The sequence below is a fragment of the Phenylobacterium sp. genome, assembly GCF_041691455.1.
Lineage (GTDB): Bacteria > Pseudomonadota > Alphaproteobacteria > Caulobacterales > Caulobacteraceae > Phenylobacterium.
The window spans coordinates 24,732-51,423 of the sequence record NZ_JBEPUO010000012.1; the positions used below are offsets into that span (position 1 = coordinate 24,732).

Annotated in this window: 28 protein-coding genes; 12 read left to right on the forward strand and 16 right to left on the reverse strand. The window is 70.5% G+C overall.

Annotated elements, in window-relative coordinates; genetic code table 11:
• Positions 1-12 precede the first annotated feature (12 nt).
• The gene (hrpB, locus tag ACESMY_RS14760; RefSeq protein WP_372785365.1) at positions 13-2,457 is read left to right on the forward strand and encodes an ATP-dependent helicase HrpB; all 2,445 of its coding nucleotides are present in this window, start codon (positions 13-15) and stop codon (positions 2,455-2,457) included.
• On the opposite strand, the gene ACESMY_RS14765 is transcribed toward hrpB, so the two are convergent.
• The 5 genes from ACESMY_RS14765 to ACESMY_RS14785 all read right to left on the reverse strand — a co-directional run bounded on the left by ACESMY_RS14765 (position 2,454) and on the right by ACESMY_RS14785 (position 5,701).
• Positions 2,454-2,915 (reverse strand): carboxymuconolactone decarboxylase family protein, encoded by a 462-nt coding sequence (locus ACESMY_RS14765; RefSeq protein WP_372785366.1) that lies wholly within the window; start codon positions 2,913-2,915, stop codon positions 2,454-2,456. The genes hrpB and ACESMY_RS14765 overlap by 4 nt on opposite strands.
• An 84-nt stretch (positions 2,916-2,999) precedes the next feature.
• Positions 3,000-3,464 carry a carboxymuconolactone decarboxylase family protein gene (locus ACESMY_RS14770; RefSeq protein ID WP_372785367.1) on the reverse strand — a complete coding sequence of 155 codons (465 nt, stop codon included), beginning with the start codon at positions 3,462-3,464 and terminating at the stop codon, positions 3,000-3,002.
• Positions 3,465-3,537: 73 nt separating this feature from the next.
• Positions 3,538-3,999 carry a hypothetical protein gene (locus tag ACESMY_RS14775; RefSeq protein WP_372785368.1) on the reverse strand — a complete coding sequence of 154 codons (462 nt, stop codon included), beginning with the start codon at positions 3,997-3,999 and terminating at the stop codon, positions 3,538-3,540.
• 2 nt (positions 4,000-4,001) lie between these two features.
• Positions 4,002-4,787: a TrmH family RNA methyltransferase gene (locus tag ACESMY_RS14780; protein ID WP_372785369.1), complete on the reverse strand. Its 786-nt coding sequence runs from the start codon at positions 4,785-4,787 to the stop codon at positions 4,002-4,004.
• Complete coding sequence (locus ACESMY_RS14785) at positions 4,784-5,701, reverse strand: class I SAM-dependent methyltransferase (protein ID WP_372785370.1); 918 nt, start codon at positions 5,699-5,701, stop codon at positions 4,784-4,786. Before ACESMY_RS14785 ends, ACESMY_RS14780 begins: the two co-directional genes overlap by 4 nt.
• 172 nt (positions 5,702-5,873) lie before the next feature.
• On the opposite strand from ACESMY_RS14785, the gene ACESMY_RS14790 reads away from it, so the two are divergent.
• Together ACESMY_RS14790 and ACESMY_RS14795 are read left to right on the forward strand one after the other, a co-directional pair.
• Positions 5,874-6,506, forward strand: coding sequence for a TetR/AcrR family transcriptional regulator (locus ACESMY_RS14790; protein ID WP_372785371.1), 633 nt, complete (start codon positions 5,874-5,876; stop codon positions 6,504-6,506).
• 10 nt (positions 6,507-6,516) lie between these two features.
• Positions 6,517-6,882, forward strand: coding sequence for a hypothetical protein (locus ACESMY_RS14795; protein WP_372785372.1), 366 nt, complete (start codon positions 6,517-6,519; stop codon positions 6,880-6,882).
• On the opposite strand, the gene ACESMY_RS14800 is transcribed toward ACESMY_RS14795, so the two are convergent.
• Positions 6,879-8,996: a transglycosylase SLT domain-containing protein gene (locus tag ACESMY_RS14800; protein WP_372785373.1), complete on the reverse strand. Its 2,118-nt coding sequence runs from the start codon at positions 8,994-8,996 to the stop codon at positions 6,879-6,881. The genes ACESMY_RS14795 and ACESMY_RS14800 overlap by 4 nt on opposite strands.
• A gap of 125 nt (positions 8,997-9,121) precedes the next feature.
• Between ACESMY_RS14800 and dapA the strand changes: the two genes are divergently transcribed.
• From dapA to ACESMY_RS14815, 3 genes are read left to right on the forward strand one after another with little or no spacing between them, the layout of a single operon-like run.
• Positions 9,122-10,006, forward strand: coding sequence for a 4-hydroxy-tetrahydrodipicolinate synthase (dapA, locus tag ACESMY_RS14805; protein ID WP_372785374.1), 885 nt, complete (start codon positions 9,122-9,124; stop codon positions 10,004-10,006).
• Positions 10,006-10,464: an SsrA-binding protein SmpB gene (smpB, locus tag ACESMY_RS14810; RefSeq protein WP_372785375.1), complete on the forward strand. Its 459-nt coding sequence runs from the start codon at positions 10,006-10,008 to the stop codon at positions 10,462-10,464. The genes dapA and smpB overlap by 1 nt, the downstream gene beginning before the upstream one ends.
• Positions 10,465-11,190: a GNAT family N-acetyltransferase gene (locus ACESMY_RS14815; RefSeq protein ID WP_372785376.1), complete on the forward strand. Its 726-nt coding sequence runs from the start codon at positions 10,465-10,467 to the stop codon at positions 11,188-11,190.
• Between the two features lie 3 nt (positions 11,191-11,193).
• Here ACESMY_RS14815 and ACESMY_RS14820 read toward each other — a convergent pair whose 3' ends face one another.
• From ACESMY_RS14820 to ACESMY_RS14835, 4 genes are all read right to left on the reverse strand, one after another.
• The gene (locus ACESMY_RS14820; protein WP_372785377.1) at positions 11,194-12,597 is read right to left on the reverse strand and encodes a M20/M25/M40 family metallo-hydrolase; all 1,404 of its coding nucleotides are present in this window, start codon (positions 12,595-12,597) and stop codon (positions 11,194-11,196) included.
• A 69-nt stretch (positions 12,598-12,666) separates the two neighbouring features.
• Positions 12,667-13,695 carry a rhodanese-like domain-containing protein gene (locus ACESMY_RS14825; protein WP_372785378.1) on the reverse strand — a complete coding sequence of 343 codons (1,029 nt, stop codon included), beginning with the start codon at positions 13,693-13,695 and terminating at the stop codon, positions 12,667-12,669.
• Between the two features lie 59 nt (positions 13,696-13,754).
• On the reverse strand, positions 13,755-14,423 hold the full coding sequence (locus tag ACESMY_RS14830; protein ID WP_372785379.1) for a uracil-DNA glycosylase: 669 nt from the start codon (positions 14,421-14,423) through the stop codon (positions 13,755-13,757).
• Positions 14,410-15,018 (reverse strand): NYN domain-containing protein, encoded by a 609-nt coding sequence (locus tag ACESMY_RS14835; RefSeq protein ID WP_372785380.1) that lies wholly within the window; start codon positions 15,016-15,018, stop codon positions 14,410-14,412. Before ACESMY_RS14835 ends, ACESMY_RS14830 begins: the two co-directional genes overlap by 14 nt.
• Before the next feature lie 67 nt (positions 15,019-15,085).
• Between ACESMY_RS14835 and folK the strand changes: the two genes are divergently transcribed.
• Positions 15,086-15,562, forward strand: a complete 477-nt coding sequence (gene folK, locus ACESMY_RS14840; protein ID WP_372785381.1) for a 2-amino-4-hydroxy-6-hydroxymethyldihydropteridine diphosphokinase — start codon at positions 15,086-15,088, stop codon at positions 15,560-15,562.
• Here folK and ACESMY_RS14845 read toward each other — a convergent pair.
• Positions 15,559-16,398: a hypothetical protein gene (locus tag ACESMY_RS14845; RefSeq protein WP_372785382.1), complete on the reverse strand. Its 840-nt coding sequence runs from the start codon at positions 16,396-16,398 to the stop codon at positions 15,559-15,561. The two genes, folK and ACESMY_RS14845, sit on opposite strands and share 4 nt — an antisense overlap.
• Before the next feature lie 178 nt (positions 16,399-16,576).
• On the opposite strand from ACESMY_RS14845, the gene rpoZ reads away from it, so the two are divergent.
• Together rpoZ and ACESMY_RS14855 are read left to right on the forward strand one after the other, a co-directional pair.
• A complete protein-coding gene (rpoZ, locus tag ACESMY_RS14850; RefSeq protein ID WP_299544812.1) occupies positions 16,577-16,936 on the forward strand; it encodes a DNA-directed RNA polymerase subunit omega in 360 nt (119 codons plus the stop codon).
• Between the two features lie 125 nt (positions 16,937-17,061).
• Positions 17,062-19,230, forward strand: coding sequence for a bifunctional (p)ppGpp synthetase/guanosine-3',5'-bis(diphosphate) 3'-pyrophosphohydrolase (locus tag ACESMY_RS14855; RefSeq protein WP_372785383.1), 2,169 nt, complete (start codon positions 17,062-17,064; stop codon positions 19,228-19,230).
• Here ACESMY_RS14855 and ACESMY_RS14860 read toward each other — a convergent pair.
• From ACESMY_RS14860 to ACESMY_RS14875, 4 genes are read right to left on the reverse strand one after another with little or no spacing between them, the layout of a single operon-like run.
• Positions 19,227-19,919 carry a glutathione S-transferase family protein gene (locus tag ACESMY_RS14860; protein WP_372785384.1) on the reverse strand — a complete coding sequence of 231 codons (693 nt, stop codon included), beginning with the start codon at positions 19,917-19,919 and terminating at the stop codon, positions 19,227-19,229. The genes ACESMY_RS14855 and ACESMY_RS14860 overlap by 4 nt on opposite strands.
• Before the next feature lie 10 nt (positions 19,920-19,929).
• Positions 19,930-21,330: a peptide MFS transporter gene (locus ACESMY_RS14865; RefSeq protein ID WP_372785385.1), complete on the reverse strand. Its 1,401-nt coding sequence runs from the start codon at positions 21,328-21,330 to the stop codon at positions 19,930-19,932.
• Between the two features lie 53 nt (positions 21,331-21,383).
• A complete protein-coding gene (locus ACESMY_RS14870; protein WP_372785386.1) occupies positions 21,384-23,054 on the reverse strand; it encodes a hypothetical protein in 1,671 nt (556 codons plus the stop codon).
• Between the two features lie 10 nt (positions 23,055-23,064).
• Positions 23,065-24,012, reverse strand: a complete 948-nt coding sequence (locus ACESMY_RS14875) for an alpha/beta hydrolase (protein WP_372785387.1) — start codon at positions 24,010-24,012, stop codon at positions 23,065-23,067.
• 97 nt (positions 24,013-24,109) lie between these two features.
• On the opposite strand from ACESMY_RS14875, the gene pyrE reads away from it, so the two are divergent.
• Genes pyrE through acpS form a run of 3 tightly spaced genes read left to right on the forward strand, consistent with a single transcriptional unit; the run spans position 24,110 to position 25,847 of the window.
• Positions 24,110-24,694 (forward strand): orotate phosphoribosyltransferase, encoded by a 585-nt coding sequence (pyrE, locus tag ACESMY_RS14880; RefSeq protein WP_372785388.1) that lies wholly within the window; start codon positions 24,110-24,112, stop codon positions 24,692-24,694.
• The gene (locus tag ACESMY_RS14885; protein WP_372785389.1) at positions 24,691-25,449 is read left to right on the forward strand and encodes a pyridoxine 5'-phosphate synthase; all 759 of its coding nucleotides are present in this window, start codon (positions 24,691-24,693) and stop codon (positions 25,447-25,449) included. Before pyrE ends, ACESMY_RS14885 begins: the two co-directional genes overlap by 4 nt.
• Positions 25,446-25,847 carry a holo-ACP synthase gene (acpS, locus tag ACESMY_RS14890; RefSeq protein ID WP_372785390.1) on the forward strand — a complete coding sequence of 134 codons (402 nt, stop codon included), beginning with the start codon at positions 25,446-25,448 and terminating at the stop codon, positions 25,845-25,847. Before ACESMY_RS14885 ends, acpS begins: the two co-directional genes overlap by 4 nt.
• On the opposite strand, the gene ACESMY_RS14895 is transcribed toward acpS, so the two are convergent.
• A complete protein-coding gene (locus tag ACESMY_RS14895; protein WP_372785391.1) occupies positions 25,844-26,662 on the reverse strand; it encodes a sulfite exporter TauE/SafE family protein in 819 nt (272 codons plus the stop codon). The genes acpS and ACESMY_RS14895 overlap by 4 nt on opposite strands.
• Between the last annotated feature and the right edge of the window lie 30 nt (positions 26,663-26,692).

Here is a 26,692-nt window from a genome sequence, read left to right on the forward strand (position 1 = left end):
TCTAGATGGGTCATGCCGCCGTCCGGACTGCCGATTGACGAAGCCCTTCCCGGGCTGAAGGCGGCGCTGTCGCAGGCCAGCGCCGCCGTTCTCGTCGCCCCGCCCGGCGCCGGCAAGACCACCGTTGTTCCCCTGGAGCTGCTCGCCGAGCCCTGGGTCGGGGCGGGCAAGATCGTTGTCCTCGAGCCGCGTCGCCTGGCCGCCCGCGCCGCCGCCGAGCGGATGGCCGCCACGCTGGGCGAGCCGGTCGGCCGCACGGTCGGGTTCCGGGTGCGCATGCAGTCGAAGGTCTCGGCCGCCACCCGCATCGAGGTGGTCACCGAAGGCGTCTTCACCCGCCAGATCCTCGCCGACCCGGAGCTCGCGGGCGTCGCCTGCGTGATCTTCGATGAATTCCATGAACGCAGCCTCGACGCCGACCTTGGCCTGGCGCTGGCCCGCGACGCCCAGCGGTTGCTGCGCGAGGACCTGCGCATCCTGGTGATGTCCGCGACCCTCGACGGCGCGGCGGTGGCGCGCCTGCTCGACAATGCGCCGGTGATCGAGAGCCTCGGCCGCGCCTATCCCGTCGAAACCCACTACCTCGGCCGAGATGAGCGCCTGCGCCTGGAGGACCGAGCCGTTCGCGCCGTCGAGCGGGCGCTGGCCCAGGAAACCGGGAGCCTGTTGGTCTTCCTGCCCGGCCAGGGCGAGATCCTGCGCACCGCCGAGCGTCTGGCCGAACGGGTGCGGCCGGATGTGGAGATCGCGCCGCTCTATGGCGCGCTCGACCCCCGCGACCAGGACCGCGCGATCGCGCCCGCGGCGCCGGGGAAGCGCAAGGTAGTGCTGGCCACCTCCATCGCCGAGACCAGCCTGACCATCCAGGGCGTGCGGGTGGTGATCGACAGCGGCCAGGCCCGCGTGCCGCGCTTCGATCCCTCAAGCGGCCTGACACGTCTCGCCACCGTTCGCGTCTCCCGGGCCGCCGCCGACCAGCGCCGCGGCCGGGCGGGCCGGACCGAGGCGGGCGTCTGCTACCGGCTTTGGGACGAGGCCGAGACCCGTGCGCTGCCCGCCTACGCCGACCCCGAGATCCTCGACGCCGATCTGTCAGGCCTCGCCCTCGACCTCGCCCGCTGGGGCGCCAGGGACGCGAGCGCGCTGGCCTTCCTCGACCCGCCGCCCGCCGCCGCCTTCGCCGAGGCCCGCGCGCTCCTGCTCCGCCTCGAGGCCCTGACCGGCGATGGCGTGCTGACCGCGCACGGGCGGGCGCTGGCCGACATGCCGCTCGCGCCGCGGCTCGCGCACATGGTGCTCAAGGCCGCCGGGACCGGCCAGGCGCCCCGGGCGGCGCGGATCGCGGCCCTGATCACCGAGCGAAACCTGGGCGGTCGCGACGTCGACCTGCGCCACCGCCTGGAGGCCTTCGACCGCGATCGAAGCCCGCGCGCCCGCGACGCCAAGGCGCTGGCCGACCGCTGGGCCGGGCTGACCGCCCGCGCCGGCAAGGGCGAGCCGCTCTCCGATGGCCTGCTGCTGGCCTTCGCCTATCCGGAGCGGGTGGCCCGCGCCCGCGGTCCGCAGGGCGAGTTCCAGCTCGTCAGCGGTCGCGGCGCCTTTGTCGAGCCCACCGATGCGCTGGCCCGCGAGACCTGGCTGGCCGTGGCTGAACTGGGCGGCGGCGAGCGCCGCGACCGCATCCTGCTGGCCGCGCCCCTCGACGAGGCCGAACTGCTCGCCGCTTTCTACGGCCAGCTGACCACTGAGGACCGGCTGGAAGAGAGCGGGGCAGGTCGGCTGCGCGCCAAGCGCCTGACGCGCCTGGGCCGCCTCGTCGTACGCGAGACCGTCGACGACAATCCCGATCCGGCCCTGATCGCCGGCGCACTCGCCGACCGCGTCCGGGCGGAAGGGGTCGGCGGCCTGCCCTGGGGCGAGGCCGCGGCGGCGCTGCGTCAGCGGCTGGCGTTCCTGCGCGCCGGCGATGCGGCCTGGCCCGACCTCTCGGACGCCGCGCTCGTCGATCGGCTGGAGGCGTGGCTTGAGCCCTTGCTCTCCGGGGTCAGGTCACTCGCGGCCCTCAAGGCCGACGCGCTGGAAGGCGCGCTCCGGAGCCTGATCCCCTGGGACCTGCAGCGCCGGCTCGACACCCAGGCCCCCGCCCGCTGGACCGCGCCGACCGGCAACAGCTTCGCCATCGACTACGCCGCGGAGGCCGGCCCGACCGTCGAGGTGCGCGTGCAGGAGGTCTATGGCCTGAAGGAGCACCCGAGCGTCGCCGGCCTGCCGCTGACGCTGTCGCTGCTCTCGCCCGCCCATCGGCCGGTGCAGACCACCAAGGACCTGCCCGGCTTCTGGACGGGGTCCTGGAAGGACGTCCGCGCCGACATGCGCGGCCGCTATCCCAAGCACCTCTGGCCGGAGGACCCGGCCAACGCCGAGCCCACAGCCAGGGCCAAGCCGCGCGGGACCTAGGCCGCCTTCCTCATGACGTCGTTCGGATGGTGCGCGCGGAAGCCGACGCAGATCCGGTTCCAGGCGTTGATATTGGTGATCACCAGGGTGAGGTCGATCATCTCCTGCTCGCCGAACTGGGCCACCGCCGCCTCGTAGTCTGCATCGGGCGCATGGGTCGTGGAGACCTCGGTCAGGGTTTCCGTCCAGGTGAGCGCCGCCCGTTCGCGCGGCGTGTAGAGGCCGGACTCCCGCCAGGCGTCGAGCAGGTAGATCCGGGCCTCGCCCTCGCCGTCCTTGCGGGCCTCCAGCGTGTGCATGTGCAGGCAGTAGGCGCAGCCGTTGATCTGCGAGGCGCGGATCTTCACGAGGTGCATCAGGCTGGGCTCAAGGCTGCAGGTCTTGAAATAGGCTTCCAGCGCCAGCATCGGTTCGAGCGCCTTCTGGGCCTTGGCCAGGGGGTTCATGCGTGCGGTCATGGGGTGTCTCCATGGTTGATCCGGCAAGGACGCAGGAGACACCCCGATTGTGACGCGCCTCAGGCCAGGCGCGCCAAATCGTCCCTAAGCCGCCGCGGCGAGGCGCCTGTCGCTCGGATTCTGGAAGCGCAGTCCGATGGCGATGCGGTTCCAGACGTTGATCGCCCCGACCAGGATCGTCAGGTGGACGATCTCCACCTCGCTGAACTGCGCCGCCAGGGCCTCGTAGTCGGCGTCCGGCGCGTGGGTTTCGGAGATCTTGGTCAGGGCCTCGGTCCAGGCGAGCGCCGCCCGCTCGCGCGGCGTGTACATTGAAGACTCCCGCCAGGCGTCGAGCAGATAGATCCGTTCCTCGCTCTCGCCGGCCTTGCGGGCGTCGGCGGTGTGCATGTGCAGGCAGTTGGCGCAGCCGTTGATCTGCGAAGCCCGGATCTTCACCAGCTCGGTCAGCCTGGTCTCCAGGCCCACCGCCTCCAGGTTGATCGCCACCTGCTGGAGCGGCTCCAGCGCCTTGGGGGCCACGGCGAAGACGTTCAGTCGTTGGGTCATAAGCTTACTCCTTGCTTGATGACCCATAGACGCGCCGGCCCGGCCCGGCCCGACAGCCGCCGGCCAGGATCGCTCAGCCCGGGTAGCGGAGGCTCTTGGCCATGCGCAGGGCGACGCGGCCGTAGGCGGCGGCGTGCTTGTCGCCCTTCCAGTGACGCTCGACGATGAAGAAGCGGCGCGCGCCGATGGTGCAGGTGAGCTGGCTGATCTGGCCGCGGCGGCCCGGGCCTTCGTCGGTCTCGGAGACCGTTTCGGTCAGGTTCCAGCAGGCCTTGGCGCGGGTCAGCTTGCCGGCGAACGGCTCCGCCCTGACCGAGATCTCGGCCTGGCCGTCGCAGATGGCCCCGGCCTGCGGGCCGCAACGTCCGCTGACGATGTCCAGGCGGTCGCTCGGCGCTTCGACCGTGGCCCAGCCGGGCGGGCGGTCAACGGTATAGCCGGCGGTGGTGACATGGCGCGTCCAGCGCGCGGCGGCCTCGGCGGCGCCCGCGAGCGACGTCGCGACGAGCAGGATGAGGAGCAGGGCTGCGCGCATGATCAGGCCGTGGCTGCGTAGATCATGATTCCGGTGGCCACCGAGAGGTTCAGGCTGTCGGCGCGCCCGCGCATGGGGATCTTCACATTGACGTCGCAGAGCGCAGCCATGTCCGGCGGCAGGCCCTGCTGTTCGTTGCCCATCAGGATCAGGGTCGGACGCGCGTAGTCGGCCCGCCGATGGTCGACGTCGGCCGAGAGCAGGGTCCCGACGACCGAGCCCGGCCAGCCGTTGCGCCAGGCGGCGAACTGGGCCTCGCTCGCCTTGGTCAGTGGGACGGCGAAGATCGAGCCCATGGTCGCGCGCACCGCCTCCACCGAATAGGGATCGCAGCACTCGCCGACCAGGATCACCCCGCCGCAGCCGGCCGCGTCGGCGGTGCGCACGATGGTCCCGAGGTTCCCCGGATCGCGCACCCGGTGCAGCGCGACCCAGCAGCGCGCGGCTTGCGGCTCCAGGGCTTCGAGGGACCGGAACACCTGGCGGAACACGCCCACCACGGCCTGGGGATTGTCGCGCCGCGAGACCTTGGCGAGGATGGCTTCGGTGACCTCGATCACCGCCCCCTTGGCCGCCAGCGTCGCGGCGATCGCGGTCTTCAGCAGCGGGTGGCCCTCGGCGCCGTGCATCAGGATCGCCGGCGCGTGGCCGGTTTCGATCCCCTCGATCACCGCCTTCAGGCCCTCGGCGACGAAGAGGCCGGTCTCGTCGCGTTCCTTGCGCAGGTGGAGCGCGCGGACGGCTTTCACGGTCGGGTTGGTCAGGGAGGTGACCGCGCGGCTGCTCATGCCTGCCACCGGGCGTAGAACGACATGCCGATCTCGCGTGCGCCGTCCTCCTGCACCAGGGCGAGTTCGCCCCATTCGATGGTCCCGCCGCGACCCTTCAGCTTGTCGGCCAGGAGGCCGGAGAGCGCCGCCCCGCTGATCCGCTCGGCATAGGCGTTCAGCACCAGGAATTTGGCATTTTCCGAAAGAAGTTCATCGCATAGGCCGGTAAGCTCAGGCAGGTTCTCGAACAGCCGCCAGACCTCGCCGTCCGGCCCGCGGCCGTATTTCGGCGGGTCGAGGATGATCCCCTCGTATTTCGAGCCGCGCCGCACCTCGCGCTGGACGTATTTACGCGCGTCCTCGGTGATCCAGCGCACCGGCCGGTCGGCGAGGCCGGAGAGCTGGGCGTTCTCCCGCGCCCACTGCACGGCCCGCTTCGAGGCGTCGACATGGGTCACCGCTGCGCCTGCCGCCGCCATCACCAGGCTGGCGACGCCGGTGTAGCCGAAGAGGTTCAGCACCCGGGGCGGGCCGCCGTCGGGCGACCGGCCCGCGCCGCGCACCGCCGCGTCCAGCCATTCCCAGTTCGCCGCCTGCTCCGGAAAGAAGGCCAGGTGCCGGAAGCTGGTGAACCGGCCGCTGAACCTCGCTTCGCCCCAGGCCAGCGGCCAGGTCTCCGGCGGCTTGCCCTTCAGCTTCCAGCGCCCGGCGTCCTCCTCATCGGTGGGATCGAACACCGCGTCGGCCGCGTCCCAGGCCTCAGGGGGCAGGGCGGGCGCCCACAGGCACTGCGGCTCGGGCCGCACCACGGTGAAGCGGCCGTAGCGCTCAAGCTTGCGCCCGGACCCGGAGTCCAGCAGCGCATAGTCGGCCCAGCCCCGCGTGCGCATCACGCTGGGCAGGTCGGCGACGGTGGGCTCGGCTCCGCTCATGGTCCGCGCCTTACGCGGTCGCGCGCCTGCTCGTCCAGCGCCGCGAGGCGCGGGCGTCGGCGTCGCCTCGGCGATTTGCAGCCGCGAATTGCATTACAGATTTGCAACCCGGACTTGTCACCGTTGCGGAATTGGGGTCCCGTACCTCACGGAAAGCAGCGGAAGGTTCCATTTGTCGGTCACAGTCACTACGCCCCGCCGGTCCGCCCGCAAGGCCAAGGGCGACGGGCACCTCCGCCGCGCGGAAATCCTCGAGGCCGCGGAACGCATCTTCGTCGCCGAGGGCTACGAGGGCGCCACGATCCGCAAGATCGCCGACGAGGTCGGCGTCTCCTCCACCGCCCTCTACATGCACTTCCAGGACAAGGGCTGCATCCTGCTCGAGATCTGCGAGCGGACCCTGACCCTGCTCCTTGAGCGCAACCGCGAGATCGCCGCCAAGCCGCTCGATCCGGTGGTGCGCACCAAGATGATGCTCGAAGCCTACATGCGCTGGGGCATGGAGCATCCCAACGCCTACCAGCTGGTCTATTGCGGCCGGCCGATCCAGACCGGCCTGTGGCCGGAGGACACCCGCGATGTGTCCAGCCAGGCCTACGAGACCTTCTGCATGGTGGTCCGCGAGATCGCCGCCTCGGGACGCCTGCGCACCGGAACCGCCGATTCGGCCGCCCAGGCGCTGTGGATGGCCTGCCACGGCGTCGTGGCCCTGCTGGCTTCGCGCCCCAACTTCGGCTGGGCCGACCGCGACGAACTGATCCAGGTCACGCTCGACGGCCTCCTGAACGGCCTGGTGGTCGACTAGGCCCATCGGCATGCGCCTCGCCAGATGGGTGTTCACGGCGGCGGGGATCTACGGGATCGCGGTGCTGGCCCCGCTCCTGTTCGTCGAGGCCCAGGTCGCCGCGCCGGCCCGCCGGCTAGACCACCCGGAATATTTCTACGGGTTCCTGCTGGTGGCCTTGGCCTGCCAGGTGCTGTTCCTGGTGATCGCGCGCGATCCCGTCCGCCTGCGGCCCGCGATGATCCCCTGCGTTCTTGAGAAGCTGCCGTTCGGGGCCACGGCCATCTTCCTTTGGCTGCACGGCCGCGCGGCCACGCCCGTCGCGGGCTTCGCCGGCATCGACATCGCCTGGGGCCTGCTGTTCGCCGTGGCCTACGCGAGGACCCCGAAGGCCTAGCGCCCCGAAGGCATCTCGCCCTGGGCCACCGCCGGCAGCTGGGCGGCCGGATAGCCGTAGGCGCCCCGCTTCAGGTCCGCCGACATGGTCAGCGCGACCGAGCCGCCGTTCAGCTTGGCGCGGTAGATCTGCATGTTCTCCATCACCCGCATCACATAGTTGCGGGTCTCCGAGAACGGGATGCATTCGATGAAGTCCACCGGATCGGTGGCGCCGCCCCGCGGGTCGCCGCAGAACTGCGTCCACTGGGTCGGCCGACCTGGCCCGGCGTTGTAGCCCGCTGCGGCCATGATGTAGGAGCCTGAGAACTGGCTCACCAGCTGGCCCAGGAAGGTCGCGCCCAGGCGCATGTTGTAGTCGGGCTCGTCGAGCTTGCCCGGCGAATAGCTGACCCCGATCCGACGCGCCAGGATCGAGGCGGTCGACGGCATCAGCTGCATCATGCCGCGCGCGCCCGCCCCGGAGCGCACATTGGGATCGAAGCCGCTTTCCTGGCGGGTGATGGCCAGGATCAGGGCCGCTTCCGCCGGGCCGCCGACCTCGGGCAGGTTGCGGATCGGATAGGCTCGCTGGGGCAGGATGAAGCCGCGCTGGGCCGCGGCGCGCCCGGCCTTCATGGAGACGTCCATCTCGCCATAGTTGCGCGCCAGGTCGATGAGCTGGGCCTCGTCCTCGGCGGTCGGCAGGATGTCGTCGAGGTTGAGCACGAAGACCCGGAAGAGGTCGCGCTGGCCATAGTCGAACAGCAGGCGCGTGGCCTGCACGGCCTCGCGGTTCTCGAACGTCGCGCGGGCCTGGGGCGTGATGATCGGATCGCCCGGCAGGGTCAGCCGCTGGCCCAGCTTCTCGCCCGCCAGCATGCCGTAGAAGCTCGTGTAGTTCTGGGCGGCGCGCGCATAGAAATCGGCGCTGGCGGCCTTGTCGCCGCGCGCCTCGGCGGCGCGGCCTTCCCAGTAGAGCGCCCGGCCCTTGGTGATCGGCGAGGTGCCGATCCGCTCGATGGCCGCGAAATGGACGGCGGCCTTGGCGGGGTCGTTGAGTTTGGTCAGCGCGATCCAGCCGGCGGAGAATTCGGCGTCCGCGGCGTCGGAGCCGACGGTCAAGCCGCTGTCGGCGGCGGCGGCATAGGCGGCCCGGGCGTCGCCGCTCCGAAGCGCAGTCAGGATCAGGTGGCGGCGTTCGTCCCAGATGCGGTCGCCCTGGTCGGGCGTGGCGACCTCGTGCGGGAAATTCTGAACCTGGCCCAGCGCCAGGCTGTCGAGGCCCTTGCGGCGCAGGTAGGCGGCGCGCTCGAAGGCGACGCCCGGGCTTTGGGCGACATCGGCGGGCAGGGCGGAGACCAGCTCGTTGGCGTCGCGGGCCTCGGCGCGCAGGGCCAGGCGGGCGCGGGCCGCCTCCTGTCTGTCGGCGGGCAGCATCGCGACCATGTCGCGGGCCGCGGGCCCCTGGCTGCCGTAGAGCAGGACGTCGGCGCGGCGGACGTGGTCGTCCATCGTCAGCACATCGCCGAAGCGGGCCAGCATGGCCCGCTGGGGTTCGGCCTCGAAACTCTTGTCGCGCCACCAATGCCTGATCAGCGCTGTGGCGTCCTGCGGACGGCCGAGGCCACGGTAGGCGGAGGCCAGGGCCATCGCGCCCTGGGCCGTGGCGGGCTCGGCGCCGGCGAACCAGTCGAGGGTCTGTTGCGGAGTCTTGCCGGCGGTCTCCAGCAGGCGTTCGGCGGCGGCCTGCCGGCGTCCGGCGCGCGGCCAGCCGGCGAGATCGCGGCGGGCGTTGTCCACCTCGAAGAAGCCGACGGAGTCGCCGGCGCAGTCGACCAGCACCCAGGTCGCCGTCTTGCGCGCCAGGGGGTCGGCGATCCCGGCGATGGCGGCGCGCGCCTCGTTCACATTGCCGCGCTTGGCCGTTTCGATCGCCTGGCGGAACAGGGTGACGTCGCGGTCGGACAGGGCGTGGGAGAGGGCGTGCGCCGGCGCGGGCGTGTCCAGCGGCGTGGATTTGCTGACGCTTTCCAGCAGGTCGCCCAACGGGTCGACGGGCTGTGCGCGCGCGGCCACGCTCGCCATCATGGCGACGCCGGCGATCAGGAAGGCTTTGCGTGCGATCGAATTCAAAGGACGTCCCAACGAATTTCGAGCCGAATCAATAGGACATTGCGGGCTGTGCCCACCCCACCATATTGTCGCGGCGAATCTGAACGCCGCTTCAACAAGCGGCCAATCACGGCAAATTGCACAGAATGTCTGAAGCTTTGTTCAAGGGCGTGCTTCCGGCCCTCGTCACCCCCTTCCGCGACGGCGCGGTGGACGAGGACGCCTTCGTGCGCCTGGTCGAGCGGCAGATCGCCGGCGGCGTCCACGGCCTGGTGCCGGTCGGCACCACCGGCGAGACCGCGACGCTTAGCCACGACGAGCACCGCCGCGTGGTGGAGCTGTGCGTCTCGACCGCCGCTGGGCGCGTGCCGGTGGTGGCCGGCTGCGGCTCCAACGCCACCGACGAGGCGATCGAGCTGGTCCGCCACGCCAAGACCGTCGGCGCCGACGCCGCCTTGGTGGTCACGCCCTACTACAACCGGCCGAGCCAGGAGGGCCTCTACGCCCACTACGCGGCGATCAATGAGGCCGTGCAGCTGCCGGTGCTGGTTTACAACGTGCCCTCGCGGACCAGTGTCGACATCTACAACGACACCCTCGCCCGGCTCTCCAAGCTGCCGAACATCGTCGGCATCAAGGATGCGACGGGCGAGCTGGCCCGCGCCAGCTTCCAGCGCCTGATGTGCGGCGAGGGCTGGACGATGCTGTCGGGCGACGACGCCACGGCGCTCGGATACATGGCCCACGGCGGTCACGGCTGCATCTCGGTGACCGCCAATGTGGCGCCCGAGCAGTGCGCCACCTTCTTCAACGACGCGCTCGCCGGCCAGTGGCAGGGCGCGCTCTACGGCCAGGACCGGCTGGTCCGCCTGCACAAGGCGCTGTTCACCGACGCCTCGCCGTCACCCACCAAGTTCGCGCTCGCCCATCTCGGCCTCTGCGCCGAGGACGTGCGCCTGCCGATCGTCCCGGCCTCCGAGGCCTCGCGCACGGAAGTCCTCGCCGCCATGCGGGACGCCGGCGTGATCTGATGGCCGGGAAGGTGATCGCCGAGAACCGCCGCGCGCGGTTCGACTATTTCCTGGAGCAGACGTTCGAGGCGGGCCTGGCCCTGACGGGGTCAGAGGTGAAATCGCTGCGCAACGGCCGCGCCAACATCGCCGAGAGCTATGCGGCGGTGGAGGGCGACGAGATCATGCTCGTCAATGCCGACATCCCGCCCTACGCCCAGGCGGGTCCGCACTTCAACCACGAGCCGCGCCGCCACCGGAAACTGCTCCTGAAGCGCAAGGAGATCGACAAGCTGATCGGCGCCGTGCAGCGCGACGGCCGCACGATCATCCCGACCAAGCTCTTCTGGAACGACCGGGGCCTGGCCAAGCTCGAGATCTCGCTCGCCAAGGGCAAGAAGGAGCACGACAAGCGCGAAGCCACCGCCGAACGCGACTGGCAGCGCGACAAGGCGCGCTTGATGAAGGACCACAGCTAGGTGGACCCCGAGGATATCGCCGTCCTCGAGCGCGACACGGTCGCCGCGGTCGCCCCGCCGGAGACCCTGGAGATCGGCGGCTGGCTCGTCCCCCTCGACGACGGGACCATGGGCCGCGCCAAGAGCGCCGCGCCGCTTCGCCACGACCTAGGCCCCGACGCCCTCGGCGAGATCGAAGCGGCCTATCGCGATCGCGGCCTGAAGCCAAGCTTTCGCATCGCCGACGTCCCGGCCCTGGATCCGGTGCGCGCAGAACTCGCCCGGCGCGGATTCGCCCCGATTCAACCGACCGTCTTCAAGATCGGAGCGATCAAACAACTTGCCGCCTTTTCAGACGGTTCAGCAAATATCCTCGCGAATCCGGACGGCGCCTGGAGCGCGGTCTTCCTGGGGGAGGGCTTCGACCCCGTCGACGGGGCGCACCGGGTGGCCGCGCTCACCCGATCGCCGGACGCCGTCTACGGTGCGGCCGGCGACGGCGGCGAGACACAGGCGGTCGGCGTCATCAGCTTCGGCGCGCGCTGGGCGGGCATCCACGGCATGCGAACCGCCCCTGCCCACCGCGGAAAGGGCCTCGCCAGCGCTATCCTGGCCGCGCTGGGCCGCGCCGCGCGGGATCGCGGCGTCGAGCGCGTCTTCCTGCAGGTCGAGGAAGCCAATCCCGCCCGCCGCATCTACCGCGCCGCGGGATTCACGCCGATCTGGCGCTATCGCTACTGGCGCTGAGGCCTATTTCGCCAGATCCTTCAGGATGCTCTCCCACTGGGCCAGGGCGCCGTCGATGGTCGCCACTGGAGCCCGCTCGTTCAGGCCGTGAGCGAAGTCGTCGGAGGACTTCATGAAGACGCCCCCGACGCCATAGGCCGGCACCCCCAGCGCGCGGAAGAACATGCTGTCGGTCGCGCCCGCCGACATGTCCGGCACCACCGGCAGGCCGGGATAGCGGGCGTGCACCGCCTTGGTCACCGCGGCCAGCACGTCGGCGCGCAGGGGCGAGGGGCCGGCGTCGATGGCCCCGTCGTTCTGCCGCTCCACCTTGGCCTGCGGATCGGCCAGCACCTTCACAAGCGTCTGGCGGACCTCGTCGGACGGCGTGCCGGGGAAGATGCGGCAGTTGACGTTGGCGGTGACTTTCTGGGGCAGGGCGTTGGTCGCGTGGCCGCCGTTGATCATCGTCGCCACGCAGGTCGTCTTGAGCTGACCCACGAAGTCCGGATCGGCCGACAGGGTCTCGAGCGCCGCCTTGTCGTTCGGGTTGGCGACGTAGCGGCGGAGCGCTTCGCCGATGGCGCCGGGGGTGTTGGGCGCGGCGGCCTTGAACGAGGCGGTGGTGATCTCGCTGTGCATCACCGGGAACTGGTAGGCGGCCAACCGGTCGAGGTCGCGGGCGAGCTGGTAGATGGCGTTGGTCTTGCCGGGCCGGCTCGAGTGGCCGCCAGGATTGGTGACGGTGATCTGGAAGTCGGCATAGGTCTTCTCGGCCGCCTGCAGGCCGTAGAACACCGGCGTTCCGTCCTCGGCGAGCTGGCCGCCGCCGGCGTCGCCGTTCAGCACCAGCTCGGCGTCCTTCAGGTCGCCCGCGAACTTGCGCGCCGTCCGCTGCAGGGTCTCCTCGTCGCCGGAAAGCGCCAGAACCACGTCGCGGCCGGGCTTCCAGCCCTCGCGCTTCAGCTTCGAGAGCACCGCGACCACGATGGAGACGTCGAACTTGTCGTCCACGGCGCCGCGGCCGAAGACGTAGCCGTCCTCCACCACAGGCGTGAACGGGTCGCGCGTCCAGTCGGCGGGCTTGGCCTCGACCACGTCCATATGGTCGATGATCACGATCGGCTTCCTGGTCCGGTCCGTCCCGGCGTAGCGGGCGACCAGGATGGCGCTGCCGGCCACCGGTTCGATCTTCACCTCGTCGGGCTTGAAGCCGGCCTTCACCAGCACGCTCTTCAGATAGGCCGCGTAGCGCGGGACCTGGTCGCCCGGGATCACGGTGCGAAAGGCGATGCCCTTCTTCAGTAGGTCGAGCGCCTGGTCGTGGAGCGACGTCTCGGATTTGGGCGGCGCGGCGGGGGCGGCCAGGGCAGGGGACGCGAGCGCGGCGGCCAATGCGGCGAGGCCGAGGAGGGAGCGGGTTTTCAAGGCGAATAAATCCACTGAACGGCGAGGTCGCCAGACCCTAGCCGTGGGCGCCGGGCGAAGCGAGGCCCCTCAGCCCTCCAGCGGGAAGCCCGCCTCGCGCCAGGCCTTCATGCCGCCGTCGAGCGCGGCCGCGCGCCCATAGCCCAGCTCGCGCAGCGTGGCGGCCGCCAGCGTCGAGATCTTGCCGAACTCGCAGCAGGTGAGGATGCGGACCGTGGGGTCCGGCAGCTCGGTGTCGACCCGCAGTTCGAGCTGGCCGCGCGGCAGGTGGACGGCGCCCGGCACATGGCCGGCGTCGAAGGCGTCCTTCTCGCGGATGTCGAGGATGACCAGGTCGCGCCGGTTGCCGCCCAACCGCTCATGGAGCTCTGCCAGCGACATGAAGGGGATCTTGGCCGCGGCCTCGGAGAGCAGCTGCGCCACCGTCTTGCCGCCGCTCATATTGGTCCTGAGCGCCTCGGTCAGATGGGTGGGCGCGGCCAGGTCCAGCGCCTGCATCATGGCCACGAACTCGGCGCGGTCGGTCTTCTGCAGGCGCGGATTGTCGGCGATCTCCGCGCCGATAGTGGAGTGCGAACGGCCCTTGTACTCGTGCGCCGGGAAGACCAGCGTCTCGGCCGGCAGCGTCAGCAGGCGCCCGAACAGGCTCTCGAACAGCTCGTGCGGATCGCCGGTCGGCAGGTCCGTGCGCCCGGTGCCGCCGATCAGCAGGGCGTCGCCGGTGAACACCCGGTCGTCCATCACCAGGCTCATGGAATCCCGCGTGTGGCCGGGGGTGTGAAGCGCCTTCAGCCGCAGCTGGCCCACGATCAGCATGTCGCCGTCGTCGAGCCGCAGGTCCGCGTAGGGGGCCGGCGCCAGGCGGTGCATGACCACGGGGGCCGCCAGCGCCTTGCCCAACTCGTGGCTCGCCGAGAAGTGGTCGGCGTGGGTGTGGGTGTCGATGACATATTTGACGGTCAGCCCGTGCTGCGCGCAGAGGCCGCGGTAGTGGTCGATCTGGCTGAGCTCCGGGTCGATCAGCGCCGCGGCGCAGGTGGCCTCGCAGCCGACCAGATAGGATTGGCATCCGCCCGTGGCGACCTGTTCGAAGATCATCTAGGTCCCCCGACCGTCAGCTTCCCGACCTATGTCCGGCGCAGGGGACTTGGCAAGTCCTAGCCGTCGAGCAACGCCCGCGCCCGCCTGAACACCGCCTCGAACATCGCCGGCGTCAGGCGCCCGGTGTTCGTGTTGAGCCGCGAGCAGTGATAGCTGTTCAGCACCACATAGGGACCGGCGCGGAACTCCGAGCCGTGGCCAGGAGGGCCGTCGGAGGCCTTCAGGCCCAGCGCCCTCAGCACGTTGCGCCGCGCCACGTCGCCCAGGGTCACGATCACCTTCAGCCGGGGCAGGGCGGCGATACGGCTGGCCAGGAACGGCCGGCAGTTGGCCTCCTCCGAGGTCTCCGGCTTGTTGCCCGGCGGGGCGCAGCGGACCGCGTTGGTGATCATGCAGTCGACCAGGGTGAGGTAGTCTTCGCCGTCCGGGTCATAGGTCCCGTGGGCGAACCCGGTCTTGCCGAGCGTCGCATAGAGCAGCCAGCCGGCGTGGTCGCCGGTGAACGGCCGACCGGTGCGGTTCGCGCCGGTGCGGCCAGGAGCGAGGCCGGTCACCAGCAGGCGTGCGCCCAGGTCGCCCCACGAGGGCGCCGGGCCGTTGAACCAGTCGGGATGAGCCCGCGCGTTCTCGGCGCGATAGGCCACCAGTCTCGGGCACAGCGGGCAGCCGCGCGGCGGCTCGGGGCCAAGCGCCGGACCGATCGAGGCCAGATCAGGCCTCGGCATCGGCCTCCGGCTCCTCCTCGTGGTGGCGCTCGGAGCGGCTTTCCTGGATGAACCTTGGCAGGCGCGAAGGCCGGCCGATGATGTCGGAGAGGTCGGCCAGGTCCACGAAGTTGTCGGCCTGGCGGCGCAGGTCGTCGGAGGCCATCGGCGGCTGCGATTTCACGGTCGAGACGACGGTCACCCGCGCGCCCCGCCGCTGGACGGCCTCCACCAGGGCGCGGAAGTCGCCGTCGCCGGAGAACAGCACCAGATGGTCGGCCGAGGCGGCGGCCATCTCCATCATGTCGACGGCGATCTCGACGTCCATGTCGCCGCGCCAGCGCTTGCGGCCCTGGCTGTCGGTGTACTGGCGGGCGGCCTTGGTCACCAGCGAGTAGCCGTTGTAGTCCAGCCAATCGACCAGCGGCCGGATCGGCGAGTACTCCTCGTCCTCGACAAGGGCGGTGTAGTAGTAGGCGCGGATCAGGACGCCGCGTTTGCGGAACTCCTCGAGGAGCTTGCGGTAGTCGATGTCGAAGCCCAGGCCCTTGGCCGCCGAATAGAGGTTGGCCCCGTCGATGAAGAGCGCCAGCCGGTCCGTGGGGTAGAAGGTCATCGTCTCAAAATTCCCAAATCAAAATATCCCGGAGGTCGGCCCCGCGGGCGGTGACGACGCCGTCGTCGTGGCCCTGGGCGGCAACCTCGCCGGCAATTTCACGTCGTCCGAAGCGCTACTGGAGGCGGCTCTGGCGCGGTTCCCTCAGGCCGGATTGCCTGTCTTGGCCAGGTCGCGCTGGTGGCGGTCCGCCGCCTGGCCCGACGCGAACGGAAACGAATATCGCAATGGGATCGCCATTGTCGAGACGAACGCCCCTCCCGAGGCGGTTCTGGAGGCGCTTTTTGCCATCGAGCGGTCGTTTGGCAGGATACGCGGGGCGCCCAACGCGCCGCGCACCCTCGATCTTGACCTGATCGCCTATGGCCGGCGGCTCAACGACGGTCCGGGGCTGATCCTACCCCATCCCCGCGCCCACGAGCGCCTGTTCGTCATGGGGCCCCTGGCCGAGATCGCGCCGGATTGGCGGCATCCGGCGATCGGCAGGACGGCGGCTGAGCTGGCGCGCGAGGCGAGCGTCGGACGGGACGCGACGCCGGTCTAGGCGATCCGGCGCGCGGCGGCGCGTTTGCGGTCGTCGCGGGCGATCTGCAGGCCGCGGGGGCTGGGCGCCAGCGTCCAGCGGCCCGGGTCGCCGAGGTCCGGGTCGAGCTTCGAGCCGATGAAGGCGCCTTCCATGACCAGGTTGGCGGCGATCCCGGCCGGCACGATCTCGGCGGTCTGGGTGATCATGCGCGCGGCGACGATGGCTGCGGCGATCGGCCAGTGCGCCTCGTTCAGCGTCGGCTCGTCGGCCACTTCCATCGGCATGGGCGCGATCATCACCTTGCGCGCCGTGGGCCAGAACACCCGCAGGAGGTCCTGCGGCCGGCCCAGCGGAACCCGGCCCTCGCCGGCCTCCATCTGCCCGAACTCGCCCTCCGTGGCGCTCTTGGCGATGCGGCGCTCCATCTCCCAATAGTCGGCGAACTCCGTCCGCTTCGCGCCTGCGGCGCCGGCGGCCTGGATCACGAACCGTTGCAGCGGGAAGCCGTGTCCGTAGCCCAGGAGGAGGGCGGCGTTGATCCAGCGCCCGGCCAGGAACCGCCGCCCGTCCTTGGTCTTGCGCAGCATCAGGCTTTCCGGGGCCACCAGGTCGCGGCGTGTGGTCAGGAGTTCGCCCTGTTCCAGGGCCGCGTTCTGCGCCGCGAAGCCCACCAGCGCGCCGGCCGCCACCAGCAGCGTCTGGGCGTGGTCACCCTTCGCGGGGAGCTTCGACAGCAGCAGCTGGCGCAACGCCGCCGTCACCAGATTGGCGCGGTTGACGGACTCCGGCTCCCAGGGGAACCGCTCCTGGCGAGGGGCGGGCGCTGGGGCGGCGGCGGGCGCGAGCGACGACATGGGAGGCTCCGGCGGAATAACCGCGCCATAATGCCGGCCATCTATTGAAGCTTTGCAACCTATTGTGGTGAATGATGCTTAATCGCCGCCCGGGAGCGGAGCCTGCGGCCTTTGCGGCGTTGCACAATGAGCAGCGAACCTCTATTTTCACTGGTTCTCTCCCCGTTCCGAGGAATCCATGGCTCGCGTCACTGTCGAAGACTGCATCGAAAAGGTGCCCAACCGCTTCAATCTCGTGCTGCTGGCGGCGCATCGGGCCCGCGCCATCTCGGCGGGCGCCCAGATCCTGGTCGATCGCGACAACGACAAGAACCCGGTCGTCTCGCTGCGCGAGATCGCCGATGACGTGGTCGACGCCGAGGAACTGCGTGAGACCCTGATCGGCACCCTGCAACGGGTGGACGAGCGTTCGGAAGCCGAGGAAGAGGCCGAAACCCTCGCCCTCTTGGCCGACCCGACCCACATGCAGATGAGCGAGCTTGAACTGGTTCGCGCCCTGCAGAGCGACCGCGATGGCGGTCAGGAGGAGCGGTACTGAGCCCGGAAGGCGCAGAACCACTCACCGCCAAGGCGGCGTCTGACCCCGCCGCCCCGCTGAAGGACGCCCCCGTCCTGGCCAAGGGGATCGCGGCTCCCGCCAAGGGGCCGGCCCCGCGTCCGAAGATGCTCCGCCAGTTCGAGCTGATCGAGAAGGTCCGCTCCTACGACCCCACCGCCGACGAGGCGCTGCTCAACCGCGCCTATGTCTACGCCATGCGGATGCATGGGGCCCAGAAGCGCGCCTCGGGCGATCCCTATTTCGCCCACCCGATCGAGGTGGCGGGGATCCTCACCGACTATCGGCTCGACACCGCGACCATCGTCACCGCCCTGCTGCACGACGTGATCGAAGACACCCCGGTCACCCGCGGCGAGATCGACGAACTGTTCGGCGCCGAGATCGGCGAGCTGGTGGAGGGAGTGACCAAGCTCTCCAAGCTGGAACTCTCCTCCGAGCACCTCCGCCAGGCCGAGAACCTGCGCAAGTTCATCCTGGCGATCAGCCGCGACGTCCGCGTCCTGATGGTCAAGCTGGCCGACCGGCTGCACAACATGCGCACGCTGCAGCACATCGCCAGCCCCGCCAAGCGCGAGCGGATCGCCCGCGAGACCCTGGACATCTACGCCCCGCTCGCCCGCTCGATCGGCGTCCACCGGATCTGCACGGAGCTGGAGGAGCTGGCCTTCGAGCACCTGAACCCGGTGGCCCGCGACGCCATCGGCCGCCGGCTCGAGACCTTGCGCCACGACCAGGGCGGCGCGGTCTCGCTGGTCTCCGGTGAAATCGCCGCCAGGCTGGAGGCCGCCGCCGTGCCGGCCCGGGTCTTCGGCCGCGAGAAGAACGCCTATTCGATCTGGCGCAAGCTGCAGCGCAAATCGATCGGCTTTTCGCAGCTTTCCGACATCTACGCCTTCCGGGTGATCGTCGACACGGAGGAGGACTGCTACCGGGCGCTGGGCGTCATCCATCGCGCCTGGCCCTCGGTGCCCGAGCGGTTCAAGGACTTCATCTCCACGCCCAAGCGCAACAACTACCGCTCGGTGCACACCACCGTGGTCGGCCCCCGCGGCATGCGGATCGAGATGCAGATCCGCACCGAGGCCATGGACCGGGTGGCGGAGGAGGGCGTGGCCGCCCACTGGCGCTACAAGGACCAGACCTACGGCTTCGACGCCGAGCACCAGGCCGCCGCCGGCGGCCGCGACCCGCTGGTCAACCTGCGCCACCTCGTCCAGGTGCTGGAACACGGCGGCGACGCCGAAGAGCTGGTGGAGCACGCCAAGCTCGAGATGTTCCTCGATCAGGCCTTCGTCTTCACGCCCAAGGGCCGGCTGGTCAGCCTGCCGACCGGGGCCATGCCGCTCGACTTCGCCTACGCCGTGCACACCGACGTCGGCGACACCACCATCGGGGTGAAGATCAACGGCGAGCTGAAGCCGCTGCGCACCGTGCTGCAGAACGGCGACGTGGTGGAGGTGATCCGCGGCGGCAAGCCCGTGGTGCCGCCCGACTGGCGCTCGATCACCGTCACCGGCCGGGCCCGCTCGGCGATCCGCCGCCACATCCGCCAGACGGAGAAGGAAGAGTTCACGAGACTTGGCCGCGCCACCGTCGACCAGACCTTCGAGGCGGCCGGCAAGTCGCGCAAGGACGTCTCGCTGCGGCCCGCCCTCGACCGCTTCGCTGTCGCCACCGAGGAGGAGCTGTTCGACGCCGTCGGCCGCGGCCGCGTCTCGCCGCCGCAGGTGCTTGAGGCGCTGTTCCCGGGCCTGAAGGCCGACGAACGCAAGGCCGCCGCCGCCCGCCATCGCATCGAGGACGGCAAGTCGGCCAAGCTCTACGTCCGCGGCGGCGGCCTGACGCCGGGCGTCAGCATCCATTTCGACGAGCACTGCTCGCCGGTGCCCGGCGACCGGATCGTCGGCATCGTCGAGGAGGGCGGCAAGGGCCTCACCGTCCACACCATCGACTGCGAGCGGCTGGCGAGCTTCGAAGACCATGAGGAAGTCTGGCGAGACCTGCAGTGGACGCCGGAGGCCGAGCGCAACTCCGTCGCCCGCGCCAAGCTGATCGCCACCATCCGTAATTCGCCCGGCGTGCTGGGCCAGGTCTGCACCATCATCGGCGAGGCCGGCGGCAACATCGTCCAGCTGCGCATGCACCATCGCCAGGCCGATTTCTTCGACGTGGACATCGACGTCGACGTTCATGACGCCAAGCACCTGACCCATATCGCCGCGGCCCTGCGCGCCAACCCCAGCGTCGAGACCGTGGATAGGCGGAAGGACTAGGTCCGCCGCGACGCCAGGGCCCGCGAGGCGGCCTGCTGCTCGGCGATCGCCTGCCGGGTTTCCGCCACCAGCCGCGCGACGATCGGATCGGTCTGGACCGCCCGCCAGTAGCCGGCGAGCCGCGGCAGTCGCAGAAGCGGATCGGGCGTTCCGAAGAGATCGGGGATCCATTCGCTGGCCAGCACCAGCTGCGGCGCGATCGCGCCATCGGCCTGGCTCAGCGCGCCGCCCACGGCATATCCGTCCTCGCCGACATAGGCCTCCAGATAGGCCAGGGCGTCGGCGAGCCTGTCGACCGCGGCCGCCACCACCGCCGGCTCCCAATGCCGCCGTGACCGGCCAGACAGGCTGAACAGCGGGACCATGGCCATGACCACGTAGAAGTCGCAGATGCGGCTGAGCAGCCGCATGCGGGCGCGCGCCCACAGGTCGGTGGGCCGCAGGCTCGGCTCCGGATAGGCGTCTTCGAGATATTCGCAGATCACCTCCGACTCCGGCAGCGCCCGGCCGTCGTCCAGCACCAGGGTCGGGACGCGGCCGATCGGATTGATCCGCAGGTACTCGCCCTTGCTCTCGGTCGAGGCGTGGAAGCCGGGCGGCTCGACGATCTCCGCCTCGATCCCTTTTGCGTAGAGCAGCAGCCGCACTCGCGTCGGGAACGGCGAGGCGTAGGTCTGGTAGAGCTTCATCATCGGGCTCCTAGGCCTGGATCGTGACGGATCGCGGCGCCAACGCGGCGCTGAGCGGTTTCCACAGGACGACGATGATCAGACCTGCCACGCCAGCCGCGCCCGCGTGCAGCAGCCAGAAGGCGGGCGTGCTCATCTTCTCGTAGAACTGGCCCACCCAGCCCACCAGCAGGGAGCCAGCGAACACCGACAGGAAATAGATGCCGATCATCAGCGAATTGATCGCCGGCGGCGCGGCCCGGCTGAAGAGCGCCATGCCGATCGGATAGACGAACAGGTAGCCGGTCTGGACGATCAGGTGGAAGCCCAGCGCCCACACGAGCGGCACCTTGCCCGCCCCGGTCACGGCGACGCCCAGCGCCAGCAATCCATAGGCCGTAACGGCCATGCCGCAGCCCAGGGCCATCTTGCCGAGCGCGCTGGGCTCGGCGCCGCGCCGCGCCTGGGCGGTCCAGAGCGCGATCAAAACGGGCGCGAGCGTGATGCCGACGAGGGCGCTCACCGCCTGCAGCCAGGTGGTCGGCAGGGTGAAGGATCCGACCTGCCGGTTCAGGTGCGCCTTGGCCCAGATCATATAGGCGTTCAGCACCTCGCCGTTGGCGATCCAGAAGAGCGCGACCACCACCAGCAGCACGCCCATGGCCGCGAGAGCCGGAGCGTCCTCGCGCGTCAGTCGCGCCGCGTCGGCGCGCCGCTCGCCCCGCGGCGGCAGGGTGTCGGGCGGCATGCGGCTGTAACCCGCCAGATAGATCGCCAGGCTCACCAGCATGCCGACCCCGGCGGCCCCGAACCCCCAGTGCCAGCCGACGGTCTCGCCCAGGGTCCCGCAGACCAGCGGCGCGCTGAACACCCCGACGTTGGCGGCCATGTAGAAGACCTGGAAGGCGTCCTGCCGCCGGCGGTCCGCGCCGCGATAGAGGTTGCCCACCTGGGCGGAGATATTGCCCTTCAAGAGGCCGCAGCCCAGCATCAGCAGCGCCAGCGCCAGCAGGAACGGCGCCTCGAACGCCATCAGGAAATGGCCCGCCGCCATCATCGCGCCGCCGACCAGGACCGCTCGCTTCTGGCCCAGCACCCGGTCGCCGAGGATGCCGCCGAATACCGGGGTGAAGGAGCAGAACCCCGCGTAGAGCCCGAAGACCTCCGAGCTGACCGCCTGCGGGCTCATCGGGCCGAACACCGCCTGCAGACCGGCCCGGAACGCCCCGAAGCCGGCCACATGCTCGACGTGCCCGGGATGCAGCAGCTGGCTCGTCATATAGAGCACCAGCAGCGCCTGCATGCCGTAGAAGGAGAACCGCTCGAAGGCCTCCATGAACGCCAGGTAGCCCAGGCCCGCGGGATGGCCGAAGAAGGCGCGCTCCGCCTCGCTCGGGCCGGCGGGAACGAGGGTGTCGGCGGCTGCGGCCATGGGCGCAGGCTTTCAGGCCGCGCCGCCGCGGGCAAGGCCCGATTCCGCGGCGGTCAGGGCCGCCGATAGAGGGAAAGCTCAGCGCCCTTGTAGGTCTGGATCCACGGCCCGCCGGGCGGCGCCTCCGGACCTGCCGCCACGACCGCCTTCACGTCGGTCAGGATGCCGAGCGGCAGCTGGCCGGGCGGCCCGAGTAAGACCCGCGGCCGGGCGTCTAGGCGCAGGAATCCCAGGTGGCCGTCGTTCTCGTCCGGCGCCAGCAGGACGATCTCCCCGGTGACCGGCAGCTGCGGCTGCAGGGCGCGGATGTCGCGCTCCAATGCGTCGCGCTGCGCCGCCATCGGCCCGACCCAGACATGGTCGAGCCAGGTGGAGAGCGCCCCCAGGGCGAGGATCAGCCCGAGGCCCGCCTGCAGCGGCCGGATCTGCAGCGCCATCGCGGCCGCGGCCGCCAGGCTGGCCGCCACCGCCAGCGCCCGATAGGGGAAGGCGAAATAGACCGGCGCGCGCACCGGGTCCGGATGGAAGAAGGCGGTCAGGATGCTGGCGTCCCACGGGAACAGCACGATCCCGGCCTGAAAGCTCACGATCAGGCCCGCGAGGCCCGCCAGGGCCACGGCCGCGCAGGCCAGCCGCACCCGGGGCGTCATAGGCTGCGCCAGGGCCGGCGCGGCGGCCAGCCAGATCATCGGCGCGAGGAACTCGAAATAGCGGCCCCACAGCCGCTCGGTCTCGCCGTGGGTGGACGAGATCTTCATCGCAAAGATCGCGACCATAGCGAGGGTGGCGAGCAGCGACAGCACCAGCAGGACGAACACCAGGTCGCGTCCGTTCGCCTCGAACGGACCCCGCGCCTTGCGCCGGCGGCTCCAGAGGTCGGTCAGGCCGGCGACGATCGGCGGACCGGCCAGCAGCGCCATGGCCGAGATCATCGAGTCCAGGGTGAGCAGGCCGAAGCGCAGGGCGCCGGGCGGCATTTGCGAGGCCAGCTGGCCGCCGTAGAGGTCCCCGACGAAGAAGGCCAGCGGATGGGCGGCCGGGGCCTCGGCGGCGATCTGGATCAGGTTGCCGGCGACGAAGAAGGCGACGCCAAAGATCAGGGCGCGCAGCGGCAGCCGGCGCCACTGACCGCTCGCCGCCGCCTCCAGGATCGCCAGGACCGCGAGGGCCGCGATGCTGGCCATCCCGTTGGGCTTCACCAGCACCAGCGTCGCGCCGAGCAGGCCGGCCAGCAGCGCGTGGGCCGATGGGCGCGACCGGTACCAGCGCCCCGTGGCGACGCAGAACATCGCCAGCACGCCGACGAACAGGCCCTCAGCCAGGTTGGAGAAGGCGAAGCGATAGTAGGGAAAGCCGACTGCGATCAGCAGCAGGGCGAACTGATCGCCGCGCGGCAGCCGCGCCGCGCTCGCCCGCCAGAGCAGGAGGAGGCCGCCGAGATAGGCCGCCGCGTTCACCAGCCGGTCGCCGACGATGAACGGCGCGCCCAGCCGGTAGACGGCGCGGATGACGCTCAGGTGCACGCCGTTGTTCAGCGGCGCGACCGCGGGGTTCAACGCCACCACCGGGTCGGGATAGATCGCCCGGATCAGGTAGGCGGCCTCGTCCGCCGCATAGATCGGCAACGGCATGAGGAGCCGGCTCGCATAGAAGCCGAGGATCGCCAGCGCCACACACGCCGCCGCCGCCAGCCACAGGCGCTCAAGCCAGATGCGGTGCGCCATCAGCCCGTCATCAGCCTTTCGGGGATTGGTGGGCCAGCACGTACTCGACGCCGCGCACCACGGCGTCGCCGTAGGTCCGGCCGAGGATCGTGGTGTGCGAGGCGCCGTCGACGGCCTCGAAATAGCCGGCCTTCGACGCCCGTTCCGGGACCCGCCGGGCCTCGTTCCAGCCGGGTCCGAGGCCGCGGCCGCCGGCCACGATCACCGCCACGGGCCAGCGCGGATCGTAGGGCGGCGCGAGCCTGGCCTCCGCGGCGCTCCGCGGCCAGTTGACCACCTCGTTGGCGGCCGTGCGCGCATGGCGTCCGGAGACATAGGCGTGGCGCTTCTCCGCGCTTCCCTGCGGCGGCAGGCCGATGCGGTCGCCGGCCTTCCAGTAGAGGGGCAGGGTCGTGCCGACCGAGGCCGACACCGCAGCGACGCGGGAGATCGCCGTGAAAGCACTCAGGAACTTCAGCGTGCCGGGATTGTCGATCTGCTCGGGTGTCGTGGCCTCGATCAGCACCAGGCCGGCGACCTTGTCCGGGTCGCGCCCGGCGAAGAGGCGGGTGTTAAGGCCCGCCATGGAATGGCCCATCAGGATGAAGGGCCCGCGCTCGCCCGAGGCGGCGATCAGCTTCTCCAGGTCGCTCACGATGGCGTCGCTGTCGCGCGGCTGGGGTCCGGGATCGGACCAGCCCATGCCGGCCCGGTCATAGGCGCAGGAGCGGATGCCCTTGGCGGTCAGCTTCTCCTGAATGGCCGCGAAGTCGGCGGCGAGGCCGAAAGCCCCGGCCTCCATCCAGACTGTCGGCGTATCGCCGGGCGCGGGGCCGGCGCAGACCAGCCTCAGCTTGCGCCCGCCGATGTCCACATAGGTCCCCGACGGCGTGAACGGCCCGGCCGTCGCCACCATCAGAGCGCCCGCCGCGACCCAGGCGACGACAACCAGAACCAGGCCGATGAGCATCCTGCGCATGTCGGCACCTAAGGGTGAGCCGCGCAAGGCTGCAACAGCCGGCGCGATCCGAAGCCCATATCTTTCGAGAGGGCCGAAAGAAGGTTATCCAGCGAATATGAACACTGATGACGTCCTCGACGAGTTCCGCGGCGCCGGCGCGTTGCGCGAAGGCCACTTCATCCTGGCGTCGGGCCGGCACAGCCCGATGTTCCTGCAGAAGAATCTGGTCTTCCAGTTTCCGGACCGCACCGCGCGCCTCTGCAAGGCGCTGGCCGAGAAGATCGAGGCGCAGTTCGGCAAGCCCGACGTCATCGTCTCCCCGGCGGTGGGCGCGATCATCCCGGGCTACGAGACCGCCCGCTGGATGGGCGTGCCGGCGATGTACGTCGAGCGCGAGGAGGGCGCCTTCAGGCTGCGCCGCGCCTTCAAGATCGCGCCCGGCGCCAAGGTTGTGGTCATCGAGGACGTGATCACCACCGGCGGCTCGTTCCGTGAGGCGATCGAGCCGATCGAGGCGGCGGGCGGCGTGGTGCTCTGCTGCGCCTGCATCGTCGACCGCTCCGGCGGCCGCGCCGATGTGGGCTTCCCGCTGGTGGCGCTCGCGACGCTGGACGTCCCGTCCTATCCCGCCGACCAACTGCCGCCCGAGCTCGCCGCCCTGCCGGCCGAGGAGCCGGGCTCGAAGAGGCTGCGCGCATGACCAAGCTCCGCCTGGGCGTCAACATCGACCATGTGGCCACCGTGCGGAACGCGCGCGGCGAGGGCTATCCGGACCCCGTGCGGGCCGCCGAGATGGCGCTGGCGGCCGGAGCCGACGGCATCACCGCCCATCTGCGCGAGGATCGCCGGCACATCTCCGACGCCGACATCGACGCGCTGGCCGTCACCTGCCGCCGCCGGGGCCGCCCGCTCAACTTCGAGATGGCGGTGACGCCGGAGATGGAGGCCATCGCCCTGGCCCACCTGCCACATGCCGCCTGCCTGGTGCCTGAGCGCCGCGAGGAAGTGACCACCGAGGGCGGTCTCGACGTGGTCAGGGGTCACAACGCCATCGCCCCGGTGGTCCGCCGCCTGGCCGACGCCGGCATCCGGGTCTCCTGCTTCATCGACGCCGACCTGGTGCAGGTCGCCGCCGCGGCCGACGCCGGGTCCCAAGTGGTGGAACTGCACGTCGGCGCCTATTGCCAGGCTGTGCGCGACCGGCTGCCGAGCGCCCAGCGCCTGCTCGACAAGATCCGCGCGGCGGCCGCCGAGGCTCAGCGCCTGGGCCTGGAGGTCCACCTGGGCCACGGGATCGACTACGAGACCGTCAAGCCGCTGGCCGCCATCCCCGAGGTGATGGAACTCAACATCGGCCACTTCCTGATCGGCGAGGCGATCTTCATCGGCCTGGGCCCGGCCATCCAGCGCATGCGCGCCCTGATGGACGAAGCCCGCGCCGAAAGGGCTGCATGATCATCGGTCTCGGATCCGACCTCTCGGACATCCGCCGCATCGAAAAGACCCTGGAGCGCTTCGGCGACCGGTTCATCGAGCGCATCTTCACCGACATCGAGCGCGCCCGATCGGAGCGCAAGGCCGACCGCGCCGCCAGCTACGCCAAGCGCTTCGCCGCCAAGGAGGCCTGCGCCAAGGCGCTCGGCACCGGCATGCGCCGGGGCGTCTTCTGGCGTGACATGGGGGTGGTCAACCTGCGCTCGGGCCAGCCGACCATGGCGCTGACCGGCGGCGCCCAGGCGCGGCTCCTGGAGATCATGCCGCCCGGGCACAGGCCCGCCATCCACCTCAGCCTTACCGACGACCACCCCTACGCCCAGGCGTTCGTGATCATCGAGGCGCTACCGGCGGACTAGAGCGCGGCGGTCTTGATCGCCCTGGCGACCGCCGGGAAGCTGTCGGCGGCCTTGATCAGCAGGCCCAGGCCGGAGATTCCCAACAGGATGAAGGTCACCCGCCGGAAGTTGACGTCCGAGAGCGACCTGTAGAGCTTCACCCCCATCAGGGTGCAGGGCAGGACCACCGGAACCGTGATCGCCACCAGCAGCCAGTAGGTCCTGCCGAAGGTCTCCGGCCGCTGCAGCGCCAGGAGCGAGATCGACAGGATCTGCAGGACGAAGATGTAGGGCTGGACGATGGCCCGCGATTCCTTCTTCGGAAGATGGCGCAGCCCGCTCCAGACCACCACCGGCGCGCCCGGGAAGGCGGTGAACCCGCCGATCACCCCGCCCGACATGCCGACGAGGGAAGAGCTCAGCCAGCTCCCCTGCACCGTCGCGTGCGCCGTGTGCGGCCGGAGCAGCGAATAGCCGGCGTAGACCACCAGGAAGGCGCCGAACACCATCATCAGGTCGGAGGTCGGCAATGAGCCGAGGATCGCGATCCCCACCGGCACGCCGAGCAGTCCGCCCAGCAGATAGGGCGCGGGTCCGTCGGGCCACCAGTGCTTGATCGGCTTCATGTCGGCCTTCAGCTGGCGCAGCGACATGATCTGGTTGGCCGCCGAGAGCGTCATCAGGAGCGGCACGCCCAGCTTCGGCGGGAGCAGGATCAGGCACAGCGCCCCGATCGCCGAGAAGCCGAAGCCCGAGAGGCCGCTCATCAGCGCGGAGGCCGCAAGTATCGCAACGAGCAAAACGATTGTGACCGGCGAAAAACCGTCAATAAGCAAAATACTGTCCTCTGGAGTTCACACCGCGTC

What these genes read in the sequence shown, in the direction of transcription:
- hrpB (WP_372785365.1), top strand. Translation starts at nt 13, where the DNA reads ATGCCGCCGTCCGGACTGCCGATTGACGAAGCCCTTCCCGGGCTGAAG.
- ACESMY_RS14765 (WP_372785366.1), bottom strand. Translation starts at nt 2,915, where the DNA reads ATGACCGCACGCATGAACCCCCTGGCCAAGGCCCAGAAGGCGCTCGAA.
- ACESMY_RS14770 (WP_372785367.1), bottom strand. Translation starts at nt 3,464, where the DNA reads ATGACCCAACGACTGAACGTCTTCGCCGTGGCCCCCAAGGCGCTGGAG.
- ACESMY_RS14775 (WP_372785368.1), bottom strand. Translation starts at nt 3,999, where the DNA reads ATGCGCGCAGCCCTGCTCCTCATCCTGCTCGTCGCGACGTCGCTCGCG.
- ACESMY_RS14780 (WP_372785369.1), bottom strand. Translation starts at nt 4,787, where the DNA reads ATGAGCAGCCGCGCGGTCACCTCCCTGACCAACCCGACCGTGAAAGCC.
- ACESMY_RS14785 (WP_372785370.1), bottom strand. Translation starts at nt 5,701, where the DNA reads ATGAGCGGAGCCGAGCCCACCGTCGCCGACCTGCCCAGCGTGATGCGC.
- ACESMY_RS14795 (WP_372785372.1), top strand. Translation starts at nt 6,517, where the DNA reads ATGCGCCTCGCCAGATGGGTGTTCACGGCGGCGGGGATCTACGGGATC.
- dapA (WP_372785374.1), top strand. Translation starts at nt 9,122, where the DNA reads ATGTCTGAAGCTTTGTTCAAGGGCGTGCTTCCGGCCCTCGTCACCCCC.
- smpB (WP_372785375.1), top strand. Translation starts at nt 10,006, where the DNA reads ATGGCCGGGAAGGTGATCGCCGAGAACCGCCGCGCGCGGTTCGACTAT.
- ACESMY_RS14825 (WP_372785378.1), bottom strand. Translation starts at nt 13,695, where the DNA reads ATGATCTTCGAACAGGTCGCCACGGGCGGATGCCAATCCTATCTGGTC.
- ACESMY_RS14830 (WP_372785379.1), bottom strand. Translation starts at nt 14,423, where the DNA reads ATGCCGAGGCCTGATCTGGCCTCGATCGGTCCGGCGCTTGGCCCCGAG.
- ACESMY_RS14835 (WP_372785380.1), bottom strand. Translation starts at nt 15,018, where the DNA reads ATGACCTTCTACCCCACGGACCGGCTGGCGCTCTTCATCGACGGGGCC.
- ACESMY_RS14845 (WP_372785382.1), bottom strand. Translation starts at nt 16,398, where the DNA reads ATGTCGTCGCTCGCGCCCGCCGCCGCCCCAGCGCCCGCCCCTCGCCAG.
- rpoZ (WP_299544812.1), top strand. Translation starts at nt 16,577, where the DNA reads ATGGCTCGCGTCACTGTCGAAGACTGCATCGAAAAGGTGCCCAACCGC.
- ACESMY_RS14855 (WP_372785383.1), top strand. Translation starts at nt 17,062, where the DNA reads ATGCTCCGCCAGTTCGAGCTGATCGAGAAGGTCCGCTCCTACGACCCC.
- ACESMY_RS14860 (WP_372785384.1), bottom strand. Translation starts at nt 19,919, where the DNA reads ATGAAGCTCTACCAGACCTACGCCTCGCCGTTCCCGACGCGAGTGCGG.
- ACESMY_RS14865 (WP_372785385.1), bottom strand. Translation starts at nt 21,330, where the DNA reads ATGGCCGCAGCCGCCGACACCCTCGTTCCCGCCGGCCCGAGCGAGGCG.
- ACESMY_RS14870 (WP_372785386.1), bottom strand. Translation starts at nt 23,054, where the DNA reads ATGGCGCACCGCATCTGGCTTGAGCGCCTGTGGCTGGCGGCGGCGGCG.
- ACESMY_RS14875 (WP_372785387.1), bottom strand. Translation starts at nt 24,012, where the DNA reads ATGCGCAGGATGCTCATCGGCCTGGTTCTGGTTGTCGTCGCCTGGGTC.
- pyrE (WP_372785388.1), top strand. Translation starts at nt 24,110, where the DNA reads ATGAACACTGATGACGTCCTCGACGAGTTCCGCGGCGCCGGCGCGTTG.
- ACESMY_RS14885 (WP_372785389.1), top strand. Translation starts at nt 24,691, where the DNA reads ATGACCAAGCTCCGCCTGGGCGTCAACATCGACCATGTGGCCACCGTG.
- acpS (WP_372785390.1), top strand. Translation starts at nt 25,446, where the DNA reads ATGATCATCGGTCTCGGATCCGACCTCTCGGACATCCGCCGCATCGAA.